The sequence below is a fragment of the Pseudomonas sp. TR47 genome, assembly GCF_044143025.1.
GTDB lineage: Bacteria > Pseudomonadota > Gammaproteobacteria > Pseudomonadales > Pseudomonadaceae > Aquipseudomonas > Aquipseudomonas putida_E.
Genome location: NZ_JBHFCS010000001.1, coordinates 357,215 through 382,139 on the forward strand (window position 1 = coordinate 357,215; position 24,925 = coordinate 382,139).

Sequence of the window (24,925 nt, forward strand, 5' to 3'; positions counted from 1 at the left end):
AGATCGAACCGGAGGTTTGTAACTTAAGGTTAACCGGCGCTCAGACCAGCACCGTCCACAGCGCAAAGCCCGCATACCACAGCACCGCACAGCGCAACAGCAGCTCCCACAGGCTATCGAGCCGAGCCAGACCGCGCTGGCTGTCCTCTTGTTCGGGAATGTCATCGGCAACCCGACCGACCCTGGCCACCAGGTGCCCGGCGCTGATGTGCCAGTTGAGCAGTTCGTGCAGCATCACGCGGGTCACTGCGACGAAATTGCCGACGAGGGCGAAACTCAGGGCCAACACGCGTACCGCAAGCCAGTCCATGATGTGCCGCAGCTGCTCGGCCCGGGCCTTGAGCGCCGGTTGGCAACTGTTATCGCCTGTCAGCGCCAGCAGGCGATAGGCCAGCGCCGCCCCGGGGCCGAGCACGAAGTACCAGAAGATCACGGCGAAGAAACTCTGATAGGCCTGCCACAACAGGTAGCCTTGCACGCGCACCAGCAAAGCCTGGGGTTCATCAGCCACCAGGCCCAGGTCGCGCTCGGCCACATGCAGCGCGGCCTGGTCGTCGCCGCGCCGCCAGGCATCGCGAAACGGCCCAAGGGCGGCCTTGGCATCGCCACGGCCGAGGCTGTAGATCAGCACCAGCAGGTGCACCGGCAGGGCCAGCAAACCATAGGCCACCGGGTCGAGCACGTGCAACAGCAACACCAGCACCGCCACGGGTGCAAGCACCAGGATGGCCAGGCTCCACCAGGGGTGCACCTTCCCGCTGCGCTCCAGGCGCACCAGCTCGCCCAGGAAGAAGCCATCGCGCTGTACCTGATGGCGCAGGGCGGAGAACTTCTCGACCCACAACGCCAGTATCAACACCAGAAAACTCATGCCTTGTCCTCGTTGTGCTGCACGGCTGCGCGGTAACGCTGCCAGTCGAATGCCGGGCCAGGGTCGGTCTTGCGCTGCGGGGCAATATCGCTATGGCCCTGGATCCGGCCCAGGTCGATAACCGGCCAGGCCGCCTGAATCTGCCGGGTGAGTTGCTCCAGCACACGGTACTGGGCATCGCTGTACGGCAGGTCGTCGGTACCTTCCAGCTCGATACCGATGGAAAAGTCGTTACAGCCTTCTCGCCCGTCAAAACATGACACGCCGGCATGCCAGGCACGGTCCAGCAACGACACGAACTGGGTCACCGCACCGTCGCGCTCCACGAACAGGTGCGCCGATACGGTCAGGTGGCTGATGCTGGCAAAGTAGGGATGTTCGCTGGGGTCCAGGCGGTTCTGGAAGAACTGTTGGACTTTGCCGCTGCCGAAGCAGGCCGGCGGCAGGCTGATGTTGTGGATCACCAGCAGGGAAATCGATTCGCCCTCGGGTCGCGCGTTGAAGTTCGGCGAAGGGCAGTGGGTGATTCCGTTTCCGTGGAACCAGCCGGTGGCACGGTCCAATTGCATGGGGCAGTTCCTGAAGAACGCTGGGTACAGAGGCGCAGTATGCCCTGCCAGTATCGCGCTTTGCATGTGAATCTGCAGTAGCAGGTCAATGAACCTGCTGCTGGCGCAAGCTTTCCAGCACGGTCTCCAGCGCCCGCTCGAAAAGCAGGCCATCGTCCAGCAGCCGCACCTCACCAAGGCGCAGTGCTTGGGCGAGGCCCAGCATGTTCCACTCGCGGACCTTCATCCCGGTGCGGTTGGCGAATACCAGGCGGTCACTGCTGTCGATACGCGCCACCAGTTTGCAGCGCAACGGCTCGTCATCGTCGAGCACTTCTATCCAGGCGCCGATGCGCAGGCGCTGTACCGCGCGCAGTTGTGCGGCTTGCTCGTCGTGCGGGTGCAGCGGCGCACAAGCGGGCTCTTCGGCCATGGCCAGCACGATGTCCTCAGCCACCAACACTTCGGCCAGAGCCTGACCGTCTGGGGTTAGCGGCAGTTCGGCCCCCGCACAGGCACGCAGGTGCAGTTGCTCGAGTTGCTGGAAAAAGTCGCGGGTCGCCTGCGAGTCCAGCGCCACGCCGGCCAAACCCTCACGCAATGCCTTGAGCAGGCCGGGCACTTGCTGCAGCAGGGCCTGCGGATCACGCCGGGGAATGATGCTGGCAAGCAATGTGTCCATGGTCGCTAGGGCGTTGATCCACGCCGCGGAGCCCTCACCCTGTTTGAGCCATGCCAGCAGCAGCACCTGGCTCCAGGCTTGCACCAGCATCTGCACGACCGCTTGAGGCAGCACCCGACCGCGCAAGCGCTGGTTGAGTACCTGTTGCACCTGCTGGCGAGCCTGCACGGCACGCGCACGCCCTTCTTCGGCATCGCGGGTGCGTTGTTCGAGCAGTTCGTTGCGCCGCCGTTCATCCTGGCTGAAGGCCATGAAGTCCTCCAGCAGTTCGGCGAACAGGGCCGAGTCCTCGGTGAAGTCATTGAGCAGACGCTGGACGATGCGCCCTACACGCAGGTGCAGGCTGTCACGCAGGCCTTCGCTACCGGTTTCCCAGCCGATAGAGGCTGCAGCGATCTCATTGAGCAAGCGCCGAGCAGGGTGGCTGGCGCGGCTGAACAGCCCTTTGTCGAGCAATGCCACCTTGAGCAGTGGGATGTGCAGGCGGGCAATCAGCGCCCGCAGGCTGTGCGGCAGGTTGTCATCGGCCTGGATGTAGTCGAACAGCAGGCCGACCAGGTTGATCATGTCTATGTCGGCCGTGCCAATACGCCGGCGGGTGCCACTGCGCACGCTGACCCGCAACAGCAACTGTTCGAGCTGCTGGCCAAGGTCGAAATCGTCTTCGTCGAAGGTGGCCGGCACATAGTGCTGCAAATGCGTGAGCAGGCGCAGCAGGTCGGCGGTGCTTATCGGCTGGGCTGTGGCAATGGATTGCAAGCGTGGCGCGATCCTGCCGCGGGCCGGTGCCAGCAGCCCTTGCACCGAGGTGAAGAAAGCCTGGCCGGCACTGTCCGCGCCGATGGCCTCGTCAGGCCCCAGGCTGGCCGGCGCCCGCCGCGAGCTCAGGCGACAGTCCTCGGCACGCCGGCGCGGCGCAGGCGGCAGCTCTGCCAGCACGCCGGCAGCGGCCAGCAACTGGTTGGCTTCGCCATAGAGCACGTCGGTATCACGCAGCACGTAACGTTCGAACAACTTCAGCAGGACCAGTTTGACCCGCAGGCCAACACCCAGGTTACGCCCGGCATCAAGGAAGTAGCCACACAATGCGCCAGGCGCCAGGGGGCTTTTTTGCAGGTCCAGCGTACATTCGAGCAGGGCCTGCAAACGCAGGGTCAACTGCTCCAGGGCAATTGCGTCGCGCGACAGCACGCGCGCAACCATACCCTCGACGGTCGCTGCCCGCTCCTGTTGCGCCTTGTTTTTCGGGTGATCGGTAATGGCCACGAAGCCCAGTGGCTCGGCCTCACCTATGCGGGCGAACCTCTCGTAGAACCTGTCGAGAAAGCCGCGCTCGATGCTCTTGCGCTTGAGGCGCAAGTCGCGCATGGCCTCGAAATACAGGTTCTGATCGAAACGGTCAGCAGCCTTCTCGGCCATTTCAAAGAGGGTATCGTCAGCGTTGTCGAACAAAGCCTGCAAGCCCTGGCGCAATTGCAGGGCCGCCTTGTCGCGCACCTGCAGCAACAGCATCGGCAGGCAAGGCAAGGGCGTGCGCGCACCCCGATCGATGGCGGCCGCCAGGGGCACCACCTTGCCTTCTTTATGCATCCCGAACTCCTTGCTGGGCGACGTGTTCGATAAAAGTGAAAAATCGTCAAAGCTATGACGCCAAATACTGGGCGCCATTATCGGTAAAAATGCCGATACCTGCCAGCACCTCTTCACTCGCCGGTAAATGACTGTATTTTTTGCCAAATGCTCACTCGGCCTGACCAAAGGTCAGGTGCAAGCCGGCTGTAAACAGCGGCCCCCTGCCCTATAATCGCCGGCAACTTGCTTGTGGAGCCGACCATGCCGAACCTACGCCTTGCCGACCTGACCGCCGAGATCGAAGCCAACGTGCGCCGCGCCCTGCTGGAGGACATCGGCAGCGGCGACATCACCGCGCAGCTGATTCCGGCCGAGCGCCTGGCCAAGGCCACCATCATCACCCGCGAAGATTGCGTGATTGCAGGCACCGCCTGGGTCGATGCCGTGTTCCGTCAACTCGACCCGCGTGTGGCGGTGCACTGGCAGGTGGCCGATGGTGACCGCGCCACGGCCAACCAGGTGCTGTTCCACCTCGAAGGCCCGGCACGTTCACTGCTCAGCGGCGAGCGCAGTGCGCTTAACTTCCTGCAGATGTTGTCGGGCGTGGCCACACGTGCCCGTGCGCTTGCCGACCTGGTCGAAGGTACCCGGGTGCAACTGCTCGACACCCGCAAGACCCTGCCCGGCCTGCGCCTGGCGCAAAAATATGCAGTGACCTGCGGCGGCTGCCACAACCATCGCATCGGCCTGTTCGATGCCTTCCTGATCAAGGAAAACCATATTGCCGCCAGCGGCGGTGTGCCCGAAGCAGTAGCGGCAGCCCACCGCATTGCTCCGGGCAAGCCGGTGGAAATCGAGGTGGAAAGCCTGGATGAACTGCGCCAGGCGTTGAGCGCCGGTGCCGACATCATCATGCTCGACGAGCTGAGCCTGGACGAAATGGGCGAAGCGGTACGCATTACCGCTGGCAAAGCCAAGCTGGAGGCCAGTGGCGGGGTGACCGAAAGCACCCTGCGGGTGATTGCCGAGACTGGGGTGGACTACATCTCCATTGGTGCGATGACCAAGGATGTGAAGGCCGTCGACCTGTCGATGCGCCTGAGCCTCTGAAGGGGGCGAAACCTGCACAAAACCCAAGACACAAAAAAACCGGCCAGATGGCCGGTTTTTTTGTGCGCTGCGGATCAGAACGAGGCGTTGGCCAGGCCGTCCAGGTAGCGCTCGACGTCCAGCGCCGCCATGCAGCCGGCACCGGCAGAGGTGATCGCCTGGCGGTAAACGTGGTCAGCCACGTCGCCTGCGGCAAACACGCCTTCGACATTGGTGGCGGTAGCGTTGCCTTCACGGCCGCCGTTGACCACCAGGTAGCCGTCCTTCAGGGTGAGCTGGCCTTCGAACAGCGAGGTGTTCGGCGTGTGGCCGATGGCGATGAACACGCCGTCGACCTTGATTTCGTCGCTGCTGCCATCGTTGTTCTTCAGGCGCGCACCGGTCACACCCATGTTGTCACCCAGCACTTCGTCCAGGGTAGCGTTGAGCTTGAGCTCGATCTTGCCTTCGGCGACACGGGCGTTGAGCTTGTCGACCAGGATCTTTTCGGCACGGAACGTTTCGCGGCGGTGCACCAGGGTTACCTTGCTGGCGATATTGGCCAGGTACAGCGCCTCTTCAACGGCAGTGTTGCCGCCGCCGACCACAGCCACCGGCTTGTTGCGGTAGAAGAAGCCGTCGCAGGTAGCGCAGGCCGACACACCCTTGCCCATGAAGGTTTCTTCCGAGGGCAGGCCCAGGTATCGCGCGCTGGCACCGGTGGCGATGATCAGTGCATCGCAAGTGTACTTGCCGCTGTCACCCTGCAGGGTGAAGGGCTTGTTGGCCAGGTCGACGGCGTTGATGTGGTCGAAGACGATCTCGGTCTCGAAACGCTCGGCGTGTTCCTGCATGCGCTGCATCAGCGCCGGGCCGGTCAGGCCATGGGGGTCGCCAGGCCAGTTGTCGACTTCGGTGGTGGTGGTCAGTTGACCGCCGGCCTGCATGCCGGTGATCAGCAGCGGCTTGAGGTTGGCGCGGGCGGCGTACACCGCGGCACTGTAACCGGCAGGGCCGGAACCGAGGATGATGACGCGCGAATGACGTACTTCAGACATGTCGAACTCCTGTCGAGCGGGCCTCAGGGGCCGGCATCGGTATACCGGCTGCGCCAGCTGAAATTAAAAAGGACCCACGCAGCACTTGGGGAAGGCTACAACGCGCAGGTCCGAAACCTGAAAGTTGAGCGCACTGTAGCGAGGTGGCAGAGATTAAGGAAATATCCTTCGACAATCCACCTCATAGGCATCCTCTATACGTCAATTTCTCCTATGGAAAAGGCCGTGGTGCTTTTGTTACAGGCAGTTTCCCATCCTCTGCCCGCCTTTCGTCGGCGCGGCAAAGCCGGTAAGGTCAGCGCGTTTTCCCTTCTCTGCGGAGCGTCTCGATGCAAGCCCCTGTCCTCTCTGGCCCCCAGTACCTGCGCGAAGGCCTGAAACTGGTGCTCAGCCCCAATCTGCGGTTGTTCGTACTGCTGCCGTTGGCGATCAACCTGCTGCTGTTCGGCGGCATGATCTACTTCGCCGGCCACCAGTTCGGCCTTTGGCTCGATGCCCTGATGCCTACCCTGCCGGACTGGCTGAGCTTCCTCAGCTACATCCTCTGGCCGCTGTTCGTCGCCTTGCTGGTATTGATGGTGTTTTTCACCTTCACCCTGGTGGCCAACATCATCGCCGCGCCTTTCAATGGTTTTCTGGCGGAAAAGGTCGAGGTGGTGGTACGTGGCGAGGACAACTTCCCGGCGTTCAGCTGGGGCGAGCTGGTGGCGATGGTGCCACGCACCTTCAGCCGCGAAATGCGCAAGCTTGGCTACTTTCTGCCACGGGCCATCGCGCTGTTCATCCTCTCGTTCATCCCGGTGGTGAACGTGATCGCAGCGCCGCTATGGCTGATCTTCGGTGTGTGGATGATGGCCATCCAGTACATCGACTACCCGGCGGACAACAACAAGATGAGCTGGCAGGACATGCTCGCCTGGCTGCGCAGCAAGCGCTGGCAGTCGCTGGGCTTTGGCGGCATCACCTACCTGGCGCTGATGGTGCCGGTGGTGAACGTACTGATGATGCCGGCTGCGGTGGCAGGGGCCACGCTGTTCTGGGTACGCGAGCGCAACTGATCCCCGGCCCGCATGCGCGGCCCGCCGTAGGCGCGGCCTTGTGTCGCGAAAGGGCCGCAACGCGGCCCCAGCAACATGTGCATCACCGCTGAATCCTGGGCCTTACTGCCCCAACCGGCTGGAAAACTGCCCGACCGCATCCACAACTTTCTTCGCCCCTTCCTGAATCTCGACGATCACCCCGCCGGTATCCGCCGCCAGCGCCAGCCCCTGTTCGGCCTGGCGCTTGCTGGTATCGATGATGTCCACCGCCGCCTGGGCCAACTGCTCGTTCTCCTGCACCACCTTGGCGATTTCTTCGGTGGCGGTGCTGGTACGTGAAGCCAGCTGGCGCACTTCGTCGGCCACCACGGCAAAGCCGCGACCCTGCTCACCCGCCCGGGCGGCCTCGATGGCCGCGTTGAGCGCCAGCAGGTTGGTCTGGCCGGCAATGTCGCTGATGGTCTTGATGATCGCGCCGATCACCTTGGACTGTTTGTCCAGCGCCTGGATGCCTTCTGCGGCTTCCTGCATCGACCCTTCCAGCCCACGCATCACCTCGACGGTCTGGGTCACCACATCGGTAGCCTTGTGCGCACTGTTGTCGGTTTCCAGCGAGGTGTTGTAGGCGATGTCGGCTGCCTGCGCCACGGCCTGCTCCTGATTGACCTGGTCGGTGATCACGGTGGCGAACTTCACCACCTTGTACAGCACATCATGGGCATCGATGATCGGGTTGTAGGAAGCTTCCAGCCACACCGTACGCCCATGGGCGTCGATCCGTTTGAACCGATCGGCCACGTATTCACCGCGGCGCAGCTTGTCCCAGAACGCCTGATAGCCCGCCGAATTGGCTTCTTCCGGCTCGCAGAACATACGGTGGTGCTTGCCGCGAATCTGCTCCAGGCTGTAGCCCACCGTTTGCAGAAAGCGGTCATTGGCAGTCAGCACCTGACCGTCGAGGTTGAATTCGATCACCGCAGTGGAGCGCATCAGTGCCTTGATCAGGCTTTCATGTTCGCGCGAGGTCTCTATGGTGCGGGTCAGGTCGCTGCAGTGCATGGAAAAATGCCTGATGCGTCCGTCACTGCCCTTGACCGGTTGCAGGATCGAGCGCAACCAGGCTTCTTCGCCGTTGCCACGCAGCAACCGGAAAGCACCGTTGAGGTGTTCGCCGCGGCTGATGGCGCTTTTCATGCGTTGGTAGAAATCGAGCTTCTTCACATGTTCCGGCACGATGTCTTCAATATTGCGCCCGATCAACTGCTCGCTGCGGTAAAGCATCTCTTTCTCGAAATTGCCGTTGACCAGTTCGATACGCCCCTGGGGGTCGAGCTGAAGCACCAGCATTTCGCTGTCCAGGCTGTTCTTGATCTGCTCGATGGAATGAAGCTCCTCTCGCAGTTGCTGGATTTCTTTTTTGAGCTTGCTGTTGAACATCACCGCTCCCGGAGCGAGTCACCTGATCGAATGCATCTTCATCGGCTGCCTGGCAGGGCTCTTGAGTGCTGCACGAGGAAATATTCATCCCGCTGGAGCTGCCGGCAATCAGGCGTCATCGGCACGTCACAAGGCTGTCACATAAGCGCAACGCAGCAAGCGGAAACTTTTTTCATGAACACACCTGCCCTACGCATTACCCTCGTCAGTGAAACCTTCCCACCCGAAATCAACGGCGTGGCAAATACGCTCGGCCGACTTGGCGATGGCTTGCGGCAGCGTGGCCACCAGGTGGAGATCGTGCGGCCACGCCAGGCCGGTGAATTGCCCGCAGGCGACGATCAGGACCTTTTGCTGTGCCGCGGCTGGGGCCTGCCGGGCTACCCGGGGCTGCAATGGGGCGAAGTGTCGATGCACAAGCTGTTGAGGCGCTGGCGCCGGCAGCGCCCGGATGTGCTGTACATTGCCACGGAAGGCCCGCTGGGGTTCAGTGCGTTACGGGCGGCCCGGCGCCTGGGCATCGCCGTGGTCAGTGGTTTCCATACCAATTTCCCGCAGTATTGCGGCCGGTATGGCCTTGGCCTACTGGCGCGGTTGCTCACCCATTACCTGCGTTGGTTCCATCGACGCACGGCCACCACCTTGGTGCCCAGCGCCAGCCAGAAGCTGGAACTGGAGCGGCGTGGCTTCGAACGCCTTACGTTGATGGCCCGTGGTGTCGATGCCTGCCTGTTCAACCCGGCCAGGCGCAGCCAGGCGTTGCGTGACGCCTGGGGGTTGGGCCCTGAAGACATCGCCGTACTGCACGTCGGGCGCCTGGCGGCGGAAAAGAATCTGGGGCTGCTACGGCCATGCCTGGACGCCCTGAAGAAGACTTATCCACACACGCGGCTGCGCTTGGTCGTGGTTGGCGACGGCCCGCAGCGTGCTGCTCTCGAACAGCAGCTGCCCGATGCGGTGTTCTGTGGCGCCCAGCGGGGTGAAGCACTGGCCGAGCACTATGCCAGCGGCGACCTGTTCCTGTTCCCCAGCCTGACCGAAACCTTTGGCAATGTAGTGCTCGAAGCCATGGCCTCGGGGCTGGCGGTAGTTGCCTATGATGAGGCCGCTGCCGCCCAGCATATCCGCCACGGGCACAGCGGAGCCCTGGCCATGCCCGGTGATCAGGCGGCGTTCATCGATGCGGCCTGCTGGCTGCTCGAAGAAAGCGAAACCCTGCGCCGGGTACGCCTCAATGCCCGCCAGCATGCCAGCCGCCAAGGCTGGCCGGCGATCGTCGAGCAATTCGAGACGCATCTGTACAGCGCGTGCCTGGCAGCGCCTGCGGGTACCGAGCCTGCAGGCACCGCTCTGGCGGTCAAGCCAGGGTCGACAGCGCCTCGCGGCTGAACGGCAGCACCTGCGCTTCGCGGCCTTCGCGAACCTTCTGCGCCCATTCGGCATCCACCAGCAGTGCCCGGCCTACGGCCACCAGGTCAAATTCCTCATCACCCAGGCGACGCAGCAAGCCTTCGAGGCTGGCGGGCTTGGCCACCTTATCGGTATCGACCATGAACTGCAGGAACTCGCCATCGAGCCCGACGCTGCCCACGGTAATGGTCGGTTTGCCTGTCAGCTTGCGTGTCCACCCGGCGAGGTTCAGCTCGGAACCTTCGAACTCCGGCTCCCAGAACCGTCGCGTCGAGCAGTGAAAGATATCCACACCCGCATCGGACAGGGGCGTAAGGAAAGCGGCCAGTGCCTCAGGTGTTTCAACCAGGCGAGCGTTGTAATCCTGCTGCTTCCATTGCGAGAAGCGCAAGATGATCGGGAAGTCAGGGCCCACAGCAGCCCGCACGGCCTGGATCAGCTCGATGGCAAAGCGCGAGCGGCCCGCCAGGTCGCCGCCGTACTCATCTTCGCGACGGTTGCTGGCGGCCCAGAAGAACTGGTCGATCAGATAGCCGTGGGCACCATGGATCTCCACGCCGTCCATGCCAATGGCCTGGGCATCGCGTGCTGCAGCGGCGAACGCGGCGATGACCTCACGGATATCGCCCTGTGTCATGCCGTGCACCAGCACCTGCCCATCCTTGACCTTTTCGCTTGGCCCATAGCCCGGCACTCCGGCGTCAGGTTCGGTGCCCAGGCGGCGTACCGCGCCCACATGCCACAGCTGCGGGACAATACGCCCACCTTCGGCATGGACAGCATCGACTACGCGCTTCCAACCGGCCAAGGCGTCTTCCCCATGAAAACGCGGGACATTGGCATAGCCGTTGGCGGCCTTGTGTTCAACCGTTGTGCCTTCGGTGATGATCAGGCCCACACCTGCGGCGGCGCGGCGGCGGTAGTACTCGACCATGCCATCATGGGGTGCGCCGCCGGGGCAGAAGGTACGGGTCATCGGCGCCATGACGACGCGGGTCGGCAACTCGAGCGCGCCGAGGGTGAAAGGCTTGAAAAGAGGGTTGGTGGGCATTGGGCGCTTCCGTCTGGGTGAGGAAATACGCCTGAGGTTAGGGCCAGTGGAAGGCGTGGCCCAGCATTATTGATCGGGGTGATTCTGCGGTATCGCTGGGGGCGCGAAGCGGCCCCAGGGATAGTCAGCCCAACGCTTTCTCGATGGCTTGCACCACGGTTGGATCATCCGGCGCTGTACGCGGCGCGAAGCGCGCCAGCACCCGCCCGTCCTTGCCCACCAGAAACTTCTCGAAGTTCCAGCTGATATCGCCGGGAAACTCGGCGCCCTCACCCGCCAGCAGGCGGTACAGCGAATGGCGCTGCGGCCCGTTGACCTCCAGCTTTGCCCCCAGCGGGAAGCTCACGCCATAGTTGAGGCTGCAGAACTCCTGGATTTCCTTCTCGCTGCCGGGCTCCTGGCCCGCGAACTGGTTGCAAGGCAGGCCAAGCACGTTGAAGCCTTTACCCTTGAACTGCTGTTGCAGCTTTTCCAGCGAAGCGTATTGCGGCGTCAGGCCACACTTGGAGGCGACATTGACCACCAGCACTACCTGGCCCTTGAATGGTGCCAAGGGCAGGTCCTGGCCGTTCAGCGCCTTCAACGTCAGGTCGTGAAATGCACTCATGTTGAATCCCCTCTCAGGTTCCCGGGTGCCGCTGGGGCGAACAGCGCCCACTAAAAAGGCGCTCATCCAAGCCGTGCACCTCCCGGGAGGTTTGTCGGCTTGTCCGAGCGCCTGGCGACTTTCTGAGCTTAGCGCAGAAAATCAGTGGTGATGGCCACCTTCGCCGTGGACGTGACGGTGAGCGATTTCTTCTTCGCTGGCATCACGCACGTTGACGACCTTGACCTGGAAGGTCAGACGCTGGCCGGCCAGCGGGTGGTTGCCGTCGACAGTCACGTCGTCGCCGTCCAGGTCGCGGATGGTGACGATCTGCATCTGGCCGTCCGGTGCCGAAGCGTGGAACTGCATACCCACTTCCAGCTCGTCGACACCCTCGAACATGCTGCGGTTCAGGGTGCTGACCAGTTCGGCCAGGTATTCGCCGTAGGCCTCTTCAGGCTCGATGCTGACGTTCAGTTCGTCGCCAGCCTGTTTGCCTTCCAGGGCTTTTTCCAGGCCCGGGATGATGTTGGCGTGACCGTGCAGGTAGACCAGCGGCGCGCCACCGGCGGAGCTGTCGATGGTCTCCCCGGCGTCGTTGGTCAGGGTATAGTCGATGGAGACTGCCTTGTTGGCGGCGATCAGCATGGGGCAAGACCTTTTGCAAAAGAATGTAGAGCGCACAAGTGTAACCAACGCATCGCCCGATTGCGAACGCAGCGCGGCTGCGGGGAGACCCATCAGTCGGATCATGGGCTTTCACCAGGACACCGAAGGCCACTGGGTGGTCGACCTGTCTTGCGGCCACACCCAGCACCTGCGCCACCAGCCACCGTGGCAGGCGCGCCCGTGGGTGCTCGACCCCCGCCAGCGTGCGCTGCGAATTGGCCAGGCTTTCGCCTGTGGCTGGTGTGCACAAGCGGCCGATAGCGATACCCTTGGCCGTTGATTCCTTGCAACGCTTATTCCGAGAAGCACGCATGCAAACATTTTTCATTGCGCCGACCGACTTTGGTGTCGGCCTGACATCCATCAGCCTCGGCCTGGTGCGTACTTTGGAACGCGCCGGGCTCAAGGTCGGCTTTTTCAAGCCGATCGCCCAGCCCCACCCCGGGGATACCGGCCCGGAACGCTCCAGCGAACTGGTCGCACGCACCCACGGTATCAAACCGCCAATGCCGCTGAGCCTTGCCCAGGTCGAGCGCATGCTCGGCGATGGCCAGCTGGACGAACTGCTCGAAGAAATCATCCGCCTTTACCAGCAGGCTTGCGTGGGCAATGACGTGGTGGTGGTCGAAGGCATGGTGCCGACCCGTCACGCCAGCTACGCAGCGCGGGTCAACCTGCACCTGGCCAAAAGCCTGGATGCCGAAGTGATCCTGGTGTCGGCACCGGAAAACGAAGTGCTCAGCGAACTGTCCGGGCGGGTCGAGCTGCAGGCTCAACTGTTCGGCGGCCCGCGCGACCCGAAAGTGCTCGGGGTGATCCTCAACAAGGTTCGCACCGACGAAAGCATGGCCGAGTTCGCCGCGCGCCTGCGCGAGCACTCGCCGCTGCTGCGCGGCAACGACTTCAAGCTGCTCGGCTGCATCCCCTACCAATCCGAACTCAACGCCCCGCGCACCCGCGATGTGGCTGACCTGCTTGGCGCCCAGGTGATCAACGCCGGTGACTACGAGCAACGGCGCATGAACAAGATCATCATCTGTGCGCGCACCGTGGCCAACACCGTGCCGCTGCTCACCCCAGGCACCCTGGTGGTGACCCCGGGCGACCGCGACGACATCATCCTTGCTGTGAGCCTGGCCGCGATCAACGGCGTGCCGCTGGCCGGCCTGTTACTGACCAGCGACAGCAAGCCCGATGCACGCATCCTCGGCTTGTGCCGCGGCGCCCTGCAGGCGGGCCTGCCGATCCTCTCGGTCAGCACCGGTTCGTACGACACGGCCAACCAGCTCAACTCACTCAACCGCGAGATCCCGGTGGACGACCGTGAGCGCGCCGAATTCATCACCGATTTTGTCGCCAGCCACCTCGACGCTGCATGGCTGCACCAGCGCTGCGGTACCCCCCGTGAGTTGCGCCTGTCGCCTGCGGTGTTCCGCTACCAGCTGATACAGCGGGCGCAGCAGGCCAACAAACGCATTGTCCTGCCCGAAGGCGCAGAGCCGTTGCTGGTGCAGGCGGCTGCGATCTGCCAGGCGCGCGGCATCGCACGGTGCGTGCTGCTGGCCAAGCCCGAGGAAGTCGAAGCGGTGGCCCGTGCGCAGGGGATCACCCTGCCAGCGGACCTGGAAATCCTTGACCCTGAGCTGATTCGCGGGCGCTATGTCGAGCCGATGGTCGACCTGCGCAAAAGCAAGAACCTCAATGCGCCGATGGCTGAGCAACAGCTGGAAGACCCGGTGGTGATCGGCACCATGATGCTTGCGCTGGACGAGGTCGACGGCCTGGTCTCCGGCCTGGTGCACTCCACCGCCAACACCATCCGCCCTGCCCTGCAGTTGATCAAGACTGCGCCAGGCGCCAGCCTGGTATCTTCGGTCTTTTTCATGCTGTTCCCCGAGCAGGTGCTGGTGTACGGCGACTGCGTGATGAACCCGCACCCCAGCGCCAGCGAGTTGGCTGAAATCGCGCGGCAGAGCGCCGAATCGGCGCAAGCCTTCGGCATCGCGCCACGGGTGGCGATGATCAGCTATTCAAGTGACTCGGCGAGCGACGAAGAAGTCGAGAAAGTGCGCGAAGCAACGCGCCTGGCGCAGGAAGCCGAGCGGGGCCTTGTGATTGACGGCCCGCTGCAGTACGACGCTGCCGCCAACCCGGCAATCGCCCGCCAGTTGGCGCCGAACAGCCAAGTGGCCGGGCGCGCCACGGTGTTCGTGTTCCCTGACCTGAACACCGGCAACACCACCCACAAGGCGGTGCAGCGCAGTACCGATGGGGTCAGCCTGGGGCCGATGCTGCAAGGGCTGCGCAAACCGGTGAACGACTTGCCGCGCGGCGCCCAGGTGGACGATATCGTGCACACGATCGCGCTTACAGCCATCCAGGCCAGCGTGGTGCGTTGAAACCTGGGGCTGCTGTGCAGCCCAATCGCCGGCAAGCCGGCTCCCACCGGGATGTGTGGCGCTTGCGATCCCGGTGGAAGCCGGCTTGCCGGCGATTGGGCCGCACAGCGGCCCTCATGGTTTACGGATACTGCTGCACCTGGCCCTGCTGATCATACTGCTGGCCGGGAATAGGCTTGAGGTTGACCTCGACGCGACGGTTCTGCGCCCGGCCATTGGCATCGGCGTTGCTGGCAATCGGCTGGTCCGGGCCCATGCCGCGCACCGACACGCGCGAGGCGTCCACGCCTTGCGAGGTCAGGTAGGCGCTCACTGCCTGGGCACGGCGCTGCGACAGGTCCATGTTGTGCTGGCGGCTGCCGGTGCTGTCGGTGAAGCCCACCACTTCGATGGTGTTCTGGTTGAACTGTTTGAACGAGGTCGCCAGGTTGTTCAGCGGCGAGTAGAAGCTCGGCGCGATGTTCGCCGAATCGGTGGCGAAGGTGATGTTGCCCGGCATGATCAGCTTGATCTGGTCACCCTGGCGCTGCACTTCGACGCCGGTATTGGCCATCTGGGCACGCAGTTCGGCTTCCTGTTTGTCGGCGTAGTAACCGTAACCGGCAGCGGCAGCACCTACCGCAGCGGCGCCGATCAGCGCGCCCTTGCCCCGGTTGTCGTGGTCGATGGCGGCACCGGCGATGGCGCCGGCCAGCGCACCCAGGCCGCCGTACTTGGCGGTCTTGCTCATCCCGGTCGACCCGCCCTGCGCCTGACCTTGGCTGTCGTAGGGGTTCTGGCCGGCACAACCGGTCATCAGGGCTGCAGCGGTTGCGACGATAATCAGGCGACGCATGGTGAACATGGACAAGCTCCTACAAGAATTCGTGTGTGCGGCAAATCATGAATGCATTTATGCCAGCCTTGGATCGCGCTTGAGCGAAAAAATTCCATGACAGGCTGTTTATGCCGGCTCAGGCCCGCACGAAGGGGTTCTCGCGCATTTCGTCACCCAGTCGGGTATCAGGGCCGTGGCCGGTGACCACGATTGCATCCTCATCCAGACGATACAGCCGCTCCTTGATCGAGCGAACGATAGCCCGCTGATCGCCGCCCCACAAATCGGTGCGGCCAATGCCACGTCGGAACAGGGTGTCACCGGCAACCAACAGCTTGGCGTCAGCGAACCAGAAGCTCATCGAACCCGGCGTATGCCCGGGCGTGTGCAACGCCACGCCACAGCCGCAGGCCAGCGCTTCATCGTCACCCAGCCAGCGGTCTGGTGGGGGCACCGGGGTATACGGGACGCCGAACATCTGGCACTGCATCTCCAGGTTGTCCCACAGCACCTGGTCGTCCTTGTGCAGGTGCAAGGTCGCACCAGTGAGCTCCTTGAGCTTGCCCGAGGCGAGGAAATGATCGAAGTGCGCATGGGTGTGGATGATGCTCACCAAGGTCAGGCCGTGGGCCTGCAGGCGGGCGAGGATCTTGTCCGGATCACCACCCGGGTCGACGACGATGGCCTTTTTGGTAAGCGGGTCGCCGATCAAGGTGCAGTTGCACTGCAAAGGCCCGACGGGGAAGGTTTCGCGGATGAGGGTGGTTGGGGCAGTGTTCATGGGGACTCCTGACGACTGCCTGGATGTTATCGTTGCCCGCCCCAGGGAGGCAATTATGCGGTTTTGTCGAGGATGGAGTGCTTGCCTGGAAATTTTCAGGGCCTATGAAATCGAGCCTAAGGCAGATACAACCTGAACAAGCCTCCGCCAAGCGCGCCACCATTGGCGATCTCGATTCGCCCGCGCACGCCATCGCGCTCATGCAGCGCAGCGATGCGCGCCGCGAAATAAAGGCCAAGCCCGGTGCTGCCGCTCTGCGCATCGATGCCCTGTACATAATCCTGCTGCCGCTCGAGCATGCGCGCCGGGTAGCCTGGGCCGTCATCGTTGACGCTGATCACCAATTGCTCGTTCTCTTGCGCGATGCTGATCAACAGCGCATGCCCGGCATAGCGGGTGGCGTTGGTGATCACATTGGCGATCACCGAGGCGACCAGTTCCCGATCGAAGAAACCCAGCGGATTTTCGCTGTCGATGCGCCAGGTGGCGAGGATATCGTTGTGCTCAAGCACTTGCTGATGAGCCGCCAGCTGCGCTTCGACGAAGTCGTCCAGCTCGTGATAGTCCGGGCACACCGGCAACTGGTTGACGCCCAGTTTGTACAGCCCCAGCATTTGCACCAGCATGCCATTGAGGTGGCGGAATTCGTGCTCGATCACGCCCAGCTCGGTGCCCCCGCGCAACTCCTCGGGCAGGCGCGCCAGCCACTGGTCGTGGGACTGGATCAGCGCTGACAACGAGTTTTTCAGGTCGTGCACGGTGGAGGCGATCACCGTGGAAAAATCCAGCCCCTGGTTGTCCTGGCTCATGCGCCGAACACCTTGATGTGCAGTTTGCGGTAGCGGTCATACCGGCTGTCGCTGGCAGGAATACCCGCGACGCTGGTCAGGCAGTTGCGACACTCCTGCAGGATTGCCGGCGGCGTGGCTTCACCACCGATGCGCAACAGCGCCTGGGCAGTGTTGAGGGCAATGCTGATGTTCTTCGGTTGCAGTGACAGGGCCTTGCGGAACATCTGCAAGGCTTCATTGAGCTGCCCGGCCTGATAGCTGCGCACACCCTGGCGGTTGAGGTCGACAGCTTCGGTGACGGCGCCGAGCACCGTGGGGTCATCCGTCAGCTTGGCGACACTCTGCATGACCTTGGGGTCATCGCCGTAGGTTTCCACACAGCCTTTGAGGATGGTGCCGCCGGCACCTTCCTGGCCCAGCGCCTGCAGCTGTTTGGCCACGGTCAGGGCGGCTTCGACCGAGAAGAACTGATCCATCTTGTCCAGCCGCTGCAGGGCCTGCTCGGTAAGCTTGGCTGCAGTCTCTGCATCACCGGCCTGCTGCAGGCTGGCAGCTTTCATCAAGCGCGCACGCACTTGCAGGCCCTGATCCTCGACATTGTCCTTGGCCACCTCGCTGAGCACGGTATTGATCTCGACCCGGGTACGTGCATCCAGGCCGAAGCCGGCGTTCTTGTTCATCAATGCCTCGACCAGCCCAAGGTTGCTCTCCGCATCCTTGTAGCGCGAGCTCTGGCCCTGGTTCACCGCATGGCGAAACGCCTTCGAGGCGCTTTCGAAGTCTTCGTTGTCCAGCGCCAGTTTGCCCAGCGCGGCCTGGCGCCTCACCGCCAGGGGTGAAAGGCGCACGGCTTCTTCAAGCATGTTTTGCGCGCGCTTGGTCTCACCCTGGGCCACCAGCACGTCGGCCATGCCGTCGTACAGGCTCGGCATGATTGGAAACGCCTTGAGCGCCTGCTCATAAACGCCCTGGGCCTGCGCGTGCTGACCCCGTTTGTGCATCAGGCTGCCCAGCGCCGCATACACCCACGGCTGCGGGCGGCTGGCGAGAATGCCCTTGAGGAACTTTTCCAGCTCATCGAAGCGGTTCAGGTCTCGCAGGGCATCGGCCCGGTAACGCAGGCACAGGGGCGCGAAACGCGGGTCCTTCTTGCACAGCTCGGCGCACGCAGCCAGCACTTCGGCCGGGCGGCCACGGTCCAGGGCCTGCAGGATCGGCTTGAGCAAGGTCTTGCGTTGCGTCAGCTTGTCGAGGCGCTGGGCCAGGCCCACCCGGTTGAACGGTTTGGTCAGGTAGGCATCGGGCTCGTGCTCCAGGGCGCTGAGCACGATGGCCTGGCTGCTCTCGGCGGTCACCATGATGAACACGCACTCATGGCTGATCAGCTTGTCGAGGATCATGTCCTCCAGCACTTGCTGGCCGTTCTTCTTGCCATCCCCAAGGTGGAAATCCTGAAGAATGTAGTCATAGCGCTTTTGCCCGCACATGCGCAGGGCCTGCTCACCGCTGTCGGCAGTGTCGACGTCACGCACGCCCAGCTCGCGCAGCATGGAGCGCGTCGACGTGCGAAAGTCGGTGAAGTCATCGACGATCAGAAAGCTCTTTTGCCCGTACTGCAGCATCAACACGACCTGTATTGGATGATGGGAGGATGGCGTGCGGCGATGCATACCGCCGAAACGTGTATCGGCAGCCAGGCGCAAAAGATGAGGGCAGGCAGTGCTGCAGCGAGAGGCTGGCCTGGGCCGTTGTTTATCCGGCCAGGCCGCCAACGACCGGCATCAGGCCAGCAGGCCCAACGACTTGGCCCGTGCCACCGCCTGGGTACGCCGCTCCACCCCGAGCTTGCTGTTGATATGGCTGGCGTGGGTCTTGACGGTGTGCAGCGAGATGAACAGGCGCTCGCTGATCTGCTGGTTCGAGCAGCCTTGGGCGATCAATTCCAGCACTGCCAGCTCACGACCACTGAGCGCCTCGCACGTGCCGCTGCTCGGCGCGGCCTGCTCGGGCAGACGAGCCAGCAGCTCGACCTGGACCTTGCAGGCAGGACGTGCGAGCAACTGCTCGCGAAGCCACAGCGGGTGCAGCTCGATCAACCGCTGAAACGGCTGCATCACCCCGCCCTGGGCCGCTGCCAGAGCCATGGGCAAGCGCTCGGCAGCCTGCGCCTCGCCACCGTGCTCCAATGACAACGTGATCCACTGGCACAGCGCGCTCAAGGTCAGCATCATGCCACCGCCGGCCTGCCCGCGCTCGACCAGGCCGCGCAAGCGCGCAGCGGCATCCTCACTGCGGCCCTGGATGCGTTCGAGCAAGGCCTGCTGCAACTCGATGTGCAGCGCTAACAACGGGTGGAACTCCGGCGCCGCCGCAGGCTGCTCGCCACCGTAGGTCTGGCCCAGGCGCAGCAACCAGGACTCGGCCAGGTCGGTACGCCCCTGCGCCAGCCACAATTCGCACTTCACCAGCGTGATCATGGCCAGGTAGAAGATCGGCGGCACGTCCCAGATATGCATCAGCCTCTCGGCTTCGGCCAGCTCGGCGAAGGCGTCGGCGTAGCGCCCTTCACGCCCGTCGAGGGTAGCGATCACACAGTGGCCTATCAGCACGCTGATATCGCGACAGGCGCGCGCCTCGCCCAGCCCCGCACGCAAGCGCGCACGCCCTTGCGCAGGTTGCAGGCGCGTCACCAGCAGGTAGCCCTCGTACAAGGTCAGCCGCGCGCGCACGGCATACAGCCGCTGGGCCGAAAGGCCCTGGAGGCGTTGCAGCCCCTGGCGCACCTCGTCCAGCGCGCGCAGCGCCTCGCCCCTGGCATGCAGCACCCGGGCACGGTCGTAGTGCGCCAAGGCTTCGAACAAGGGGTTGCCAACCCGCTGGGCCAACTCCAGCGCCTCGCGGTTCCAACCACGCGCCCGCCAGAAGTCGCCATCGGCAATGGCCAGGTTGGACAGCGTCGACAGGCACACCAGACGCTGCCCATAACGTTTGCACGGCAGGCTTTGCAGCGCCTCACCACAATAGGCCAGGGTGCGTTCGCGATCACCGCGGCCACGCGCAATTACCCCGCTCAAGGCCAGCCACTGGGCCAGCATGGACCTTTGCGCGGTGGCTGAAGGCGCTGGCAAAAAGCGGCTGAGGTAGCTTGCCAGCTCTTCGGCTGCGTCCAATTGGCAGGCCAGGCCCAGCGCCCAGCTGTACAGCACGATCAGCCGGGGCGTACTGATCAGCAAGCTGTCGGGCAAGTCCATCTTCCAGCGCAGCAGCATGCCGACGTTCTGCTCGGCCAGCAGTTGCTCCTCCGACAGGCTCTGCACCAGGTCGGCGGCAACGTCCAGATGGCCCGCCCGCAGGGCTTGCTCCACCGCTTCGTCAAGCAGCCCCTGAGCCTGGAACCAACGGCAGGCACGCAGGTGCAGGCGCGCCTGCGGTTCATTGGACTGGCGGCTGCGCAACAGGTCGGAGAACAGGTGATGGTAGCGATACCAGTGCCCATGCTCGTCCAGCGGCACCAGAAACACCTGGTGCGCCTGCAGGTAACGAAGGATGGCCGCGCTGTCGTCGCGCTGACGCAGGGCATCGCACAACGCCGCGCAGAAGCGCTCCTGGCACGCAGTGTCGAACAGAAACGCCTGCACGTCCTCAGGCAGGATTTCGATGACTTCTTCCAGCAGGTAGTCGCGGATCAAGCCTTCCCCGCCATGCAGGGCCTGGGGCAGCGCATGCTCGTCGCCGGACTCGCTCGCCGCCAGTTGCCAGAACCGCAACCCGGCAACCCAGCCGTCGCTGCGCTGGATCAGATTGTCCAAGGCCTGGCCGCGCAGGCCTGTAGGCTGGCGACCAAGAACGGCCAGGGCCTCGTCGGGCGTCAGGCGCAGTTCCTGCTCGTTGATCTCGACCAGTTGCCGTGAGAGCCGCAGCCGCGCCAGGTGCCAGTCTGGCCGCTGGCGGCTGGTGACCAGCAACACCAAGCCGCCCGGCAAATGGTTGAGAAAAAACTGCAGGCAGCGATCGAGCACCGGCCCCTGGGCCAGGTGATAGTCGTCCAGTACCAGCAGCAAGGGTGTATCGGCTTGCAGGTACAACGCCAATTCGTCGAGCAGGCCGTCGATCCATTCCTCGAACGCGAAGGGTTGGTGGCGCTGGCGCATTTTCAACAGGCCCATGGCTTGGCCGCCCAACGCCGGGCAGTACTGCTGCAGCCCCTCAAGCAAGCGTTCGAGAAAACGGCCCGGGTCAGCATCGCGCTGGCTGAGCCCAAGCCAGAGGCTGCGCCAATGGTCGGGCAGCGCCTCGCAGAATTCGATGGCCAGGGAGCTCTTGCCGAAGCCTGCCGGGGCATTGACCAGCAACAAACGGCCGCTGAGGCCGGCCTGCAAACGCTGGCACAGGCGCGCACGCGGCACGTGGCCGTGCGGCAGCGGCGGCCGGAAGAAACGCCCGTCCAGCAGGCCCACGGCCTGGCTGGCGACTCCATGCGTACGGGACAAATCAGTCATGGCCGGCTCGTTCTGGTTGGAAGACTACGGCGGTACGGATTGTTCCGAGACTAGCGGGTAACGCGGCGTATTTGAAGATGATGGGCGCAAATGGCCTGTAAAAGACTACGACAAAAAACGACAAGCCTGATGGACAGAGGGCTGGCGCGGGGTTTGGCGAGGTATTCACCCGTTTTATGACTGCGCCGGCCAGTACAACAAGGGGCTGGAACAGAAACGCCCCGGCAAGCCGGGGCGTTCTGGGAGTATCACAAGGTGTGCAGCACTAGCGGTTCAACGAATACCCGACTGGCGCAGCGCAGCTGGCTGGAAGTCTGCCTTGCTGGCACTGAAGCCGAAGTCGTAGGCGCGCTTCTCTTCGTTCTTCATGCCCAAGGCCAGGTAACGGCCCGATTGCAGGTCGTAGATGGCCTCCAGGGTGTACCACGGTACCTGAACATTGTAGTAGTCCTGGGCATGCGCCTCGGAAACCCGCCATAGCTGGCCGCGGCCGTCATACTGGTCGATCACCGCTGCCTGCCAGGTGTCCTCGTCGATATAGAAGTCGCGCTTGGCATAGATGTGGCGCTGCCCCGGCTTGAGCGTTGCAACCACATGCCAGACCCGGCGCAGCTCATAGCGGGTCAGGTCCTGATTGATGTGACCGGCCTTGAGGATGTCGGCGTACTTGAGCTTCGGATCGTCGAGTTTGTAAGCGTTGGAGGCGATGTACATCTCCTTCTTGCCTTCAAGCTTCCAGTCGTAGCGGTCTGGCGCACCATTGTACATGTCCAGGTTGTCCGAAGTACGCAAGCCGTCGGCTGCGGTACCCGGCCCGTCATAAGACACCTGCGGCGCCTGGCGCACGCGACGCTGGCCGGCGTTGTAGATCCACGCCTTGCGCGGTTCTTTCACCTGGTCGAGGGTTTCGTGCACCAGCAGCACGGTACCGGCCAGACGCGCTGGCGCGGTCACTTCCTGTTTGAAGTAGAAGAGGACGTTGCCCGGGTTGTTCGGGTCGAAGTCCTTCATCTTGTCGCGGAAGACGAACTGATCGGCGAAGTACACCAGGCTGTAGGAGCCGCTCTGCTGCGGCGTAGCCTGGGTTACCAAACGGCTGACGCTGCCACCACGGTAGCGGGTGATGTGGTTCCAGATAACCTCGATGCCACTCTTGGGGATCGGGAACGGTACTGCGGTCTGGAAGTTGTTCAGCCCGTTGCCGCCTTCGACCAGCGTAGTCGCGGTGGCATTCTTCTTGATTGCGGCGAACACATCGTCAGGCACCGTGGAGCCTCGATGGGTCTTGTACACCGGGATCTTGAAGGTTTGCGGGTAGCGCTTGAACATCGCCACCTGGCCTGGTGACAGCTTGTCCTTGTACTGGTCTACGTTCTGCGCGGTGATGGTGAACAGCGGTTTGTCGCTGCCATACGGGTCGGAAAGGAAGCCCTTGGCATCGACGCTGCCTGCGGTCTTTGACAACGGTTGCCACGGGCCGATGGAGCCATCGGCGTTACCGGCCTTTTCCGCGCCCATCGGGGTCAGGGTGCTGCCCAGCTTTGCCGCTTCATCAGCGGAAACCGCAGCCATGACGCCGGTTGCCAGCAGGGACAGGCCCAGTACTCCGGCTTGCAGCAGACTTCTGGTCTTGTTCATGTCGTGTCGTCCTGGATCTGTGTGCTTAGAAGTTCACGCCGAAGCTGAGGGCGAGGAAGTCGCGATCATCCACGGTGCTGTACTTGCCGTCGAAGAAGTTGGTGTACGACAGGCTCGCGGTGTAGGTCTGCTGGTACTCGGCGTCCAGCCCGAGGCTGACTGCCTTGCGGCCTTCCTCGAAGTTGCCGCCAGGGCCCGGCGAGTAACCATCGACGTCATGCGACCAGGCTACGCTGGGGCGCAGGTTCACACCGGCAATGACGTTGTTGTAGTCCCAGATCGCACGGACGCGATAGCCCCAGGAATCAGACGTGGTATAGCCATCGTTCTCGCAGTAGCGCGATACGTTGTTGGCATCGGTGGTGCCCAGGGTGCTGCTGTTGAGCGCCTCGCACTGGCCATTGGGCAGAGGCCCCGGGCCGAACACCGGGTCACGCCCGTAACGCATCTTGGATGTGCTTTCCAGGCCGCCGACGTGGGTCCAGCCGATTTCGCCGACCATGGTCAGCCGCTCTGCCCCCATCACCTGATCGAAGAAGTGGGTGAAGGTTGTCTGCAGCTGGGTGATTTCCTTGCGACGATAACCAGGCTGGTCGGCACCCGGTGTTCCCTGCAACACAGAGACATCCGGATTGAGCGGCGTCAGGCCCGAATAGAGGATATCGGTGGTATTCAACTGCACCGGAGCGTTCGGCCGGTAGCTGATCTCGCCACTCCAGGCGGTACCGGTAGGCAGTGTGGTCGAGAAGCTCAGACCATACAGACGGATGTCTTCCGGATACTCCACGTAGTAGCTGGAGTTGCCTGCCACCTGCAACGGCATGAGGCTTGGCAACAGGCTCGCCAGCGCAGCAGACGGCACACCCGCACTGACCAGCGCGCCCGCCAGGCCGCTTGTGCTGTAGTACTGGGCATCGGCACCGCGACCGCTGAAGATTGGCGCACGGCTGTGGTAGTTCATGAAGTAGCCACCGAATTCGGTATTGAGCGGCTCATACATGTAGCGCAGGGCAACGCCGAACTGACCACTGTCCCGAGCATCGCGGTCCGCGCCACGACGGACGATCACGCCCTCATCGGGGGAGCCGTAACTCACGCCGCGTGCGGCCAGAGTGGCCGCGACTGGCGCAGCCAGCGGCCCAAGCCGGCTGGCCAAGGTGTTCTGCGTGGCCAGCACGGCCAGGTTGTTGTCGCAGCCGTCGGCGATCACGTCGGGCTGGGAGAAGAATGTGCCGCAGTTGTCGACAACGGTCTGGTCCCACTCGATCTGGTAGAAAGCTTCGGTCGACAGGTTGTCGGTGAGGCTTTGCGAGACGTAGAACATGTTGACGGGGATCAGGCCTTCCTTGATTTCAGCCCCTGGCCGGCGGAACGCAGAAACGTCGATCGGGTTGACTGCGTTGATGCCGCCGCCAATGAAGGTACTCTCCCCCCAGCTCACTACCTGCTTGCCCAGACGCACCGAGCCGGGTTGATCACCGATGGCGTAGTTGTGATAGACGAACGCGTCGAGCAGTTCGGCGCCAGACGACTTGGCGCCCTCCTTGCGGTTCGAATCGCTGATGTCCTTGAACTCGCGGTTCTCGTCCTTGAGTTCGAAGTCGTACCAGTACTTGCCCCGCACGAAGATGCCGGTGTCGCCATACTTCAGTTCAAGGTCGTGGATACCTTTGAAGATCTTCGAGAAGGTTTCGCCTTTCTTGAAGTTGAGGTGACCATCGTCCGAGGTTTGCGAAAGACCCTTGCCGCCGTTGTTGGCGCCGATCAGGTTGCTGTTGGGGTTGGCGGTCGACCAGCTGGCCCCGACGGAGAGCGACGAGTCGAACTGGCCTTCGATTTCCCCGATGTTGAAACTGACCGCGAAAGCAGGGCTTGCGAGCGTGGAAGCAAGGCTGACGGCCAAAGGCAGCTTGGCCCGACGCCAGAACGGGTTTGCAGATGTCATCGACGCTACTCCATGTACTTTTTTGTTATGGCAGTGAGTCCT

Annotated in this window: 20 protein-coding genes and 1 pseudogene; 5 read left to right on the forward strand and 16 right to left on the reverse strand. The window is 63.1% G+C overall.

Annotated features, from left to right (window positions below):
* Positions 1 to 40 precede the first annotated feature (40 nt).
* The 3 genes from ampE to ACEWE8_RS01640 all read right to left on the reverse strand — a co-directional run bounded on the left by ampE (position 41) and on the right by ACEWE8_RS01640 (position 3,691).
* Complete coding sequence (ampE, locus tag ACEWE8_RS01630) at positions 41 to 871, reverse strand: regulatory signaling modulator protein AmpE (protein WP_046784523.1); 831 nt, start codon at positions 869 to 871, stop codon at positions 41 to 43.
* Positions 868 to 1,440, reverse strand: a complete 573-nt coding sequence (gene ampD / locus ACEWE8_RS01635; protein WP_046784524.1) for a 1,6-anhydro-N-acetylmuramyl-L-alanine amidase AmpD — start codon at positions 1,438 to 1,440, stop codon at positions 868 to 870. Before ampD ends, ampE begins: the two co-directional genes overlap by 4 nt.
* Before the next feature lie 85 nt (positions 1,441 to 1,525).
* A complete protein-coding gene (locus ACEWE8_RS01640) occupies positions 1,526 to 3,691 on the reverse strand; it encodes a DUF1631 domain-containing protein (protein ID WP_046784525.1) in 2,166 nt (721 codons plus the stop codon).
* Between the two features lie 243 nt (positions 3,692 to 3,934).
* Between ACEWE8_RS01640 and nadC the strand changes: the two genes are divergently transcribed.
* Positions 3,935 to 4,783: a carboxylating nicotinate-nucleotide diphosphorylase gene (gene nadC, locus ACEWE8_RS01645; RefSeq protein WP_046784526.1), complete on the forward strand. Its 849-nt coding sequence runs from the start codon at positions 3,935 to 3,937 to the stop codon at positions 4,781 to 4,783.
* 74 nt (positions 4,784 to 4,857) lie between these two features.
* Here the strand turns inward: nadC and trxB are convergent, their stop codons facing one another.
* Positions 4,858 to 5,820: a thioredoxin-disulfide reductase gene (gene trxB / locus ACEWE8_RS01650; RefSeq protein WP_003247318.1), complete on the reverse strand. Its 963-nt coding sequence runs from the start codon at positions 5,818 to 5,820 to the stop codon at positions 4,858 to 4,860.
* A gap of 329 nt (positions 5,821 to 6,149) precedes the next feature.
* Here trxB and cysZ point away from each other — a divergent pair, with 329 nt between their 5' ends.
* Positions 6,150 to 6,878 carry a sulfate transporter CysZ gene (gene cysZ / locus ACEWE8_RS01655; RefSeq protein ID WP_046784527.1) on the forward strand — a complete coding sequence of 243 codons (729 nt, stop codon included), beginning with the start codon at positions 6,150 to 6,152 and terminating at the stop codon, positions 6,876 to 6,878.
* A gap of 102 nt (positions 6,879 to 6,980) precedes the next feature.
* On the opposite strand, the gene ACEWE8_RS01660 is transcribed toward cysZ, so the two are convergent.
* Both ACEWE8_RS01660 and ACEWE8_RS01665 read right to left on the reverse strand, forming a co-directional pair.
* Positions 6,981 to 7,412: a methyl-accepting chemotaxis protein gene (locus ACEWE8_RS01660; RefSeq protein ID WP_395589214.1), complete on the reverse strand. Its 432-nt coding sequence runs from the start codon at positions 7,410 to 7,412 to the stop codon at positions 6,981 to 6,983.
* A 156-nt stretch (positions 7,413 to 7,568) separates the two neighbouring features.
* A pseudogene (locus ACEWE8_RS01665) lies at positions 7,569 to 8,297 on the reverse strand (PAS domain-containing protein); the annotation flags it as partial.
* A gap of 174 nt (positions 8,298 to 8,471) precedes the next feature.
* Here ACEWE8_RS01665 and ACEWE8_RS01670 point away from each other — a divergent pair.
* A complete protein-coding gene (locus tag ACEWE8_RS01670; protein WP_395589208.1) occupies positions 8,472 to 9,686 on the forward strand; it encodes a glycosyltransferase family 4 protein in 1,215 nt (404 codons plus the stop codon).
* Here the strand turns inward: ACEWE8_RS01670 and ACEWE8_RS01675 are convergent.
* The 3 genes from ACEWE8_RS01675 to ACEWE8_RS01685 form a co-directional block, all read right to left on the reverse strand.
* On the reverse strand, positions 9,655 to 10,758 hold the full coding sequence (locus ACEWE8_RS01675; protein ID WP_046784530.1) for an NADH:flavin oxidoreductase: 1,104 nt from the start codon (positions 10,756 to 10,758) through the stop codon (positions 9,655 to 9,657). The two genes, ACEWE8_RS01670 and ACEWE8_RS01675, sit on opposite strands and share 32 nt — an antisense overlap.
* Before the next feature lie 124 nt (positions 10,759 to 10,882).
* Positions 10,883 to 11,365 carry a glutathione peroxidase gene (locus ACEWE8_RS01680; RefSeq protein ID WP_046784531.1) on the reverse strand — a complete coding sequence of 161 codons (483 nt, stop codon included), beginning with the start codon at positions 11,363 to 11,365 and terminating at the stop codon, positions 10,883 to 10,885.
* A 141-nt stretch (positions 11,366 to 11,506) separates the two neighbouring features.
* Complete coding sequence (locus tag ACEWE8_RS01685) at positions 11,507 to 11,992, reverse strand: peptidylprolyl isomerase (RefSeq protein WP_012316220.1); 486 nt, start codon at positions 11,990 to 11,992, stop codon at positions 11,507 to 11,509.
* Between ACEWE8_RS01685 and ACEWE8_RS01690 the strand changes: the two genes are divergently transcribed.
* A complete protein-coding gene (locus tag ACEWE8_RS01690; RefSeq protein ID WP_080952066.1) occupies positions 11,991 to 12,293 on the forward strand; it encodes a DUF3565 domain-containing protein in 303 nt (100 codons plus the stop codon). The two genes, ACEWE8_RS01685 and ACEWE8_RS01690, sit on opposite strands and share 2 nt — an antisense overlap.
* Before the next feature lie 31 nt (positions 12,294 to 12,324).
* The gene (pta, locus tag ACEWE8_RS01695) at positions 12,325 to 14,412 is read left to right on the forward strand and encodes a phosphate acetyltransferase (RefSeq protein WP_046784533.1); all 2,088 of its coding nucleotides are present in this window, start codon (positions 12,325 to 12,327) and stop codon (positions 14,410 to 14,412) included.
* Between the two features lie 121 nt (positions 14,413 to 14,533).
* Here the strand turns inward: pta and ACEWE8_RS01700 are convergent, their stop codons facing one another.
* The 7 genes from ACEWE8_RS01700 to ACEWE8_RS01730 form a co-directional block, all read right to left on the reverse strand.
* Positions 14,534 to 15,256, reverse strand: a complete 723-nt coding sequence (locus ACEWE8_RS01700; protein WP_012316222.1) for an OmpA family protein — start codon at positions 15,254 to 15,256, stop codon at positions 14,534 to 14,536.
* Positions 15,257 to 15,365: 109 nt separating this feature from the next.
* On the reverse strand, positions 15,366 to 16,010 hold the full coding sequence (locus ACEWE8_RS01705; protein ID WP_046784534.1) for an MBL fold metallo-hydrolase: 645 nt from the start codon (positions 16,008 to 16,010) through the stop codon (positions 15,366 to 15,368).
* Positions 16,011 to 16,126: 116 nt separating this feature from the next.
* Positions 16,127 to 16,819, reverse strand: a complete 693-nt coding sequence (locus ACEWE8_RS01710; protein ID WP_046784535.1) for a sensor histidine kinase KdpD — start codon at positions 16,817 to 16,819, stop codon at positions 16,127 to 16,129.
* Entirely contained in the window at positions 16,816 to 18,423 is a 1,608-nt protein-coding gene (locus ACEWE8_RS01715; RefSeq protein ID WP_046784536.1) for a tetratricopeptide repeat-containing response regulator, read from the reverse strand. Before ACEWE8_RS01715 ends, ACEWE8_RS01710 begins: the two co-directional genes overlap by 4 nt.
* 159 nt (positions 18,424 to 18,582) lie before the next feature.
* On the reverse strand, positions 18,583 to 21,300 hold the full coding sequence (locus ACEWE8_RS01720; RefSeq protein WP_046784537.1) for a LuxR C-terminal-related transcriptional regulator: 2,718 nt from the start codon (positions 21,298 to 21,300) through the stop codon (positions 18,583 to 18,585).
* 273 nt (positions 21,301 to 21,573) lie between these two features.
* Positions 21,574 to 22,938, reverse strand: a complete 1,365-nt coding sequence (locus ACEWE8_RS01725; protein ID WP_046784538.1) for a DUF1329 domain-containing protein — start codon at positions 22,936 to 22,938, stop codon at positions 21,574 to 21,576.
* Between the two features lie 25 nt (positions 22,939 to 22,963).
* A complete protein-coding gene (locus tag ACEWE8_RS01730; RefSeq protein WP_046784539.1) occupies positions 22,964 to 24,883 on the reverse strand; it encodes a DUF1302 domain-containing protein in 1,920 nt (639 codons plus the stop codon).
* Positions 24,884 to 24,925: the final 42 nt, after the last annotated feature.

What these genes read in the sequence shown, in the direction of transcription:
- ACEWE8_RS01675 (WP_046784530.1), bottom strand. Translation starts at nt 10,758, where the DNA reads ATGCCCACCAACCCTCTTTTCAAGCCTTTCACCCTCGGCGCGCTCGAG.
- trxB (WP_003247318.1), bottom strand. Translation starts at nt 5,820, where the DNA reads ATGTCTGAAGTACGTCATTCGCGCGTCATCATCCTCGGTTCCGGCCCT.
- ACEWE8_RS01720 (WP_046784537.1), bottom strand. Translation starts at nt 21,300, where the DNA reads ATGACTGATTTGTCCCGTACGCATGGAGTCGCCAGCCAGGCCGTGGGC.
- ampE (WP_046784523.1), bottom strand. Translation starts at nt 871, where the DNA reads ATGAGTTTTCTGGTGTTGATACTGGCGTTGTGGGTCGAGAAGTTCTCC.
- ACEWE8_RS01685 (WP_012316220.1), bottom strand. Translation starts at nt 11,992, where the DNA reads ATGCTGATCGCCGCCAACAAGGCAGTCTCCATCGACTATACCCTGACC.
- ACEWE8_RS01705 (WP_046784534.1), bottom strand. Translation starts at nt 16,010, where the DNA reads ATGAACACTGCCCCAACCACCCTCATCCGCGAAACCTTCCCCGTCGGG.
- ACEWE8_RS01710 (WP_046784535.1), bottom strand. Translation starts at nt 16,819, where the DNA reads ATGAGCCAGGACAACCAGGGGCTGGATTTTTCCACGGTGATCGCCTCC.
- pta (WP_046784533.1), top strand. Translation starts at nt 12,325, where the DNA reads ATGCAAACATTTTTCATTGCGCCGACCGACTTTGGTGTCGGCCTGACA.
- ACEWE8_RS01715 (WP_046784536.1), bottom strand. Translation starts at nt 18,423, where the DNA reads ATGCTGCAGTACGGGCAAAAGAGCTTTCTGATCGTCGATGACTTCACC.
- cysZ (WP_046784527.1), top strand. Translation starts at nt 6,150, where the DNA reads ATGCAAGCCCCTGTCCTCTCTGGCCCCCAGTACCTGCGCGAAGGCCTG.
- ACEWE8_RS01660 (WP_395589214.1), bottom strand. Translation starts at nt 7,412, where the DNA reads ATGCGTGGGCTGGAAGGGTCGATGCAGGAAGCCGCAGAAGGCATCCAG.
- ACEWE8_RS01730 (WP_046784539.1), bottom strand. Translation starts at nt 24,883, where the DNA reads ATGACATCTGCAAACCCGTTCTGGCGTCGGGCCAAGCTGCCTTTGGCC.
- ACEWE8_RS01690 (WP_080952066.1), top strand. Translation starts at nt 11,991, where the DNA reads ATGGGGCAAGACCTTTTGCAAAAGAATGTAGAGCGCACAAGTGTAACC.
- ACEWE8_RS01680 (WP_046784531.1), bottom strand. Translation starts at nt 11,365, where the DNA reads ATGAGTGCATTTCACGACCTGACGTTGAAGGCGCTGAACGGCCAGGAC.
- ampD (WP_046784524.1), bottom strand. Translation starts at nt 1,440, where the DNA reads ATGCAATTGGACCGTGCCACCGGCTGGTTCCACGGAAACGGAATCACC.
- ACEWE8_RS01725 (WP_046784538.1), bottom strand. Translation starts at nt 22,938, where the DNA reads ATGAACAAGACCAGAAGTCTGCTGCAAGCCGGAGTACTGGGCCTGTCC.
- nadC (WP_046784526.1), top strand. Translation starts at nt 3,935, where the DNA reads ATGCCGAACCTACGCCTTGCCGACCTGACCGCCGAGATCGAAGCCAAC.
- ACEWE8_RS01640 (WP_046784525.1), bottom strand. Translation starts at nt 3,691, where the DNA reads ATGCATAAAGAAGGCAAGGTGGTGCCCCTGGCGGCCGCCATCGATCGG.
- ACEWE8_RS01700 (WP_012316222.1), bottom strand. Translation starts at nt 15,256, where the DNA reads ATGTTCACCATGCGTCGCCTGATTATCGTCGCAACCGCTGCAGCCCTG.
- ACEWE8_RS01670 (WP_395589208.1), top strand. Translation starts at nt 8,472, where the DNA reads ATGAACACACCTGCCCTACGCATTACCCTCGTCAGTGAAACCTTCCCA.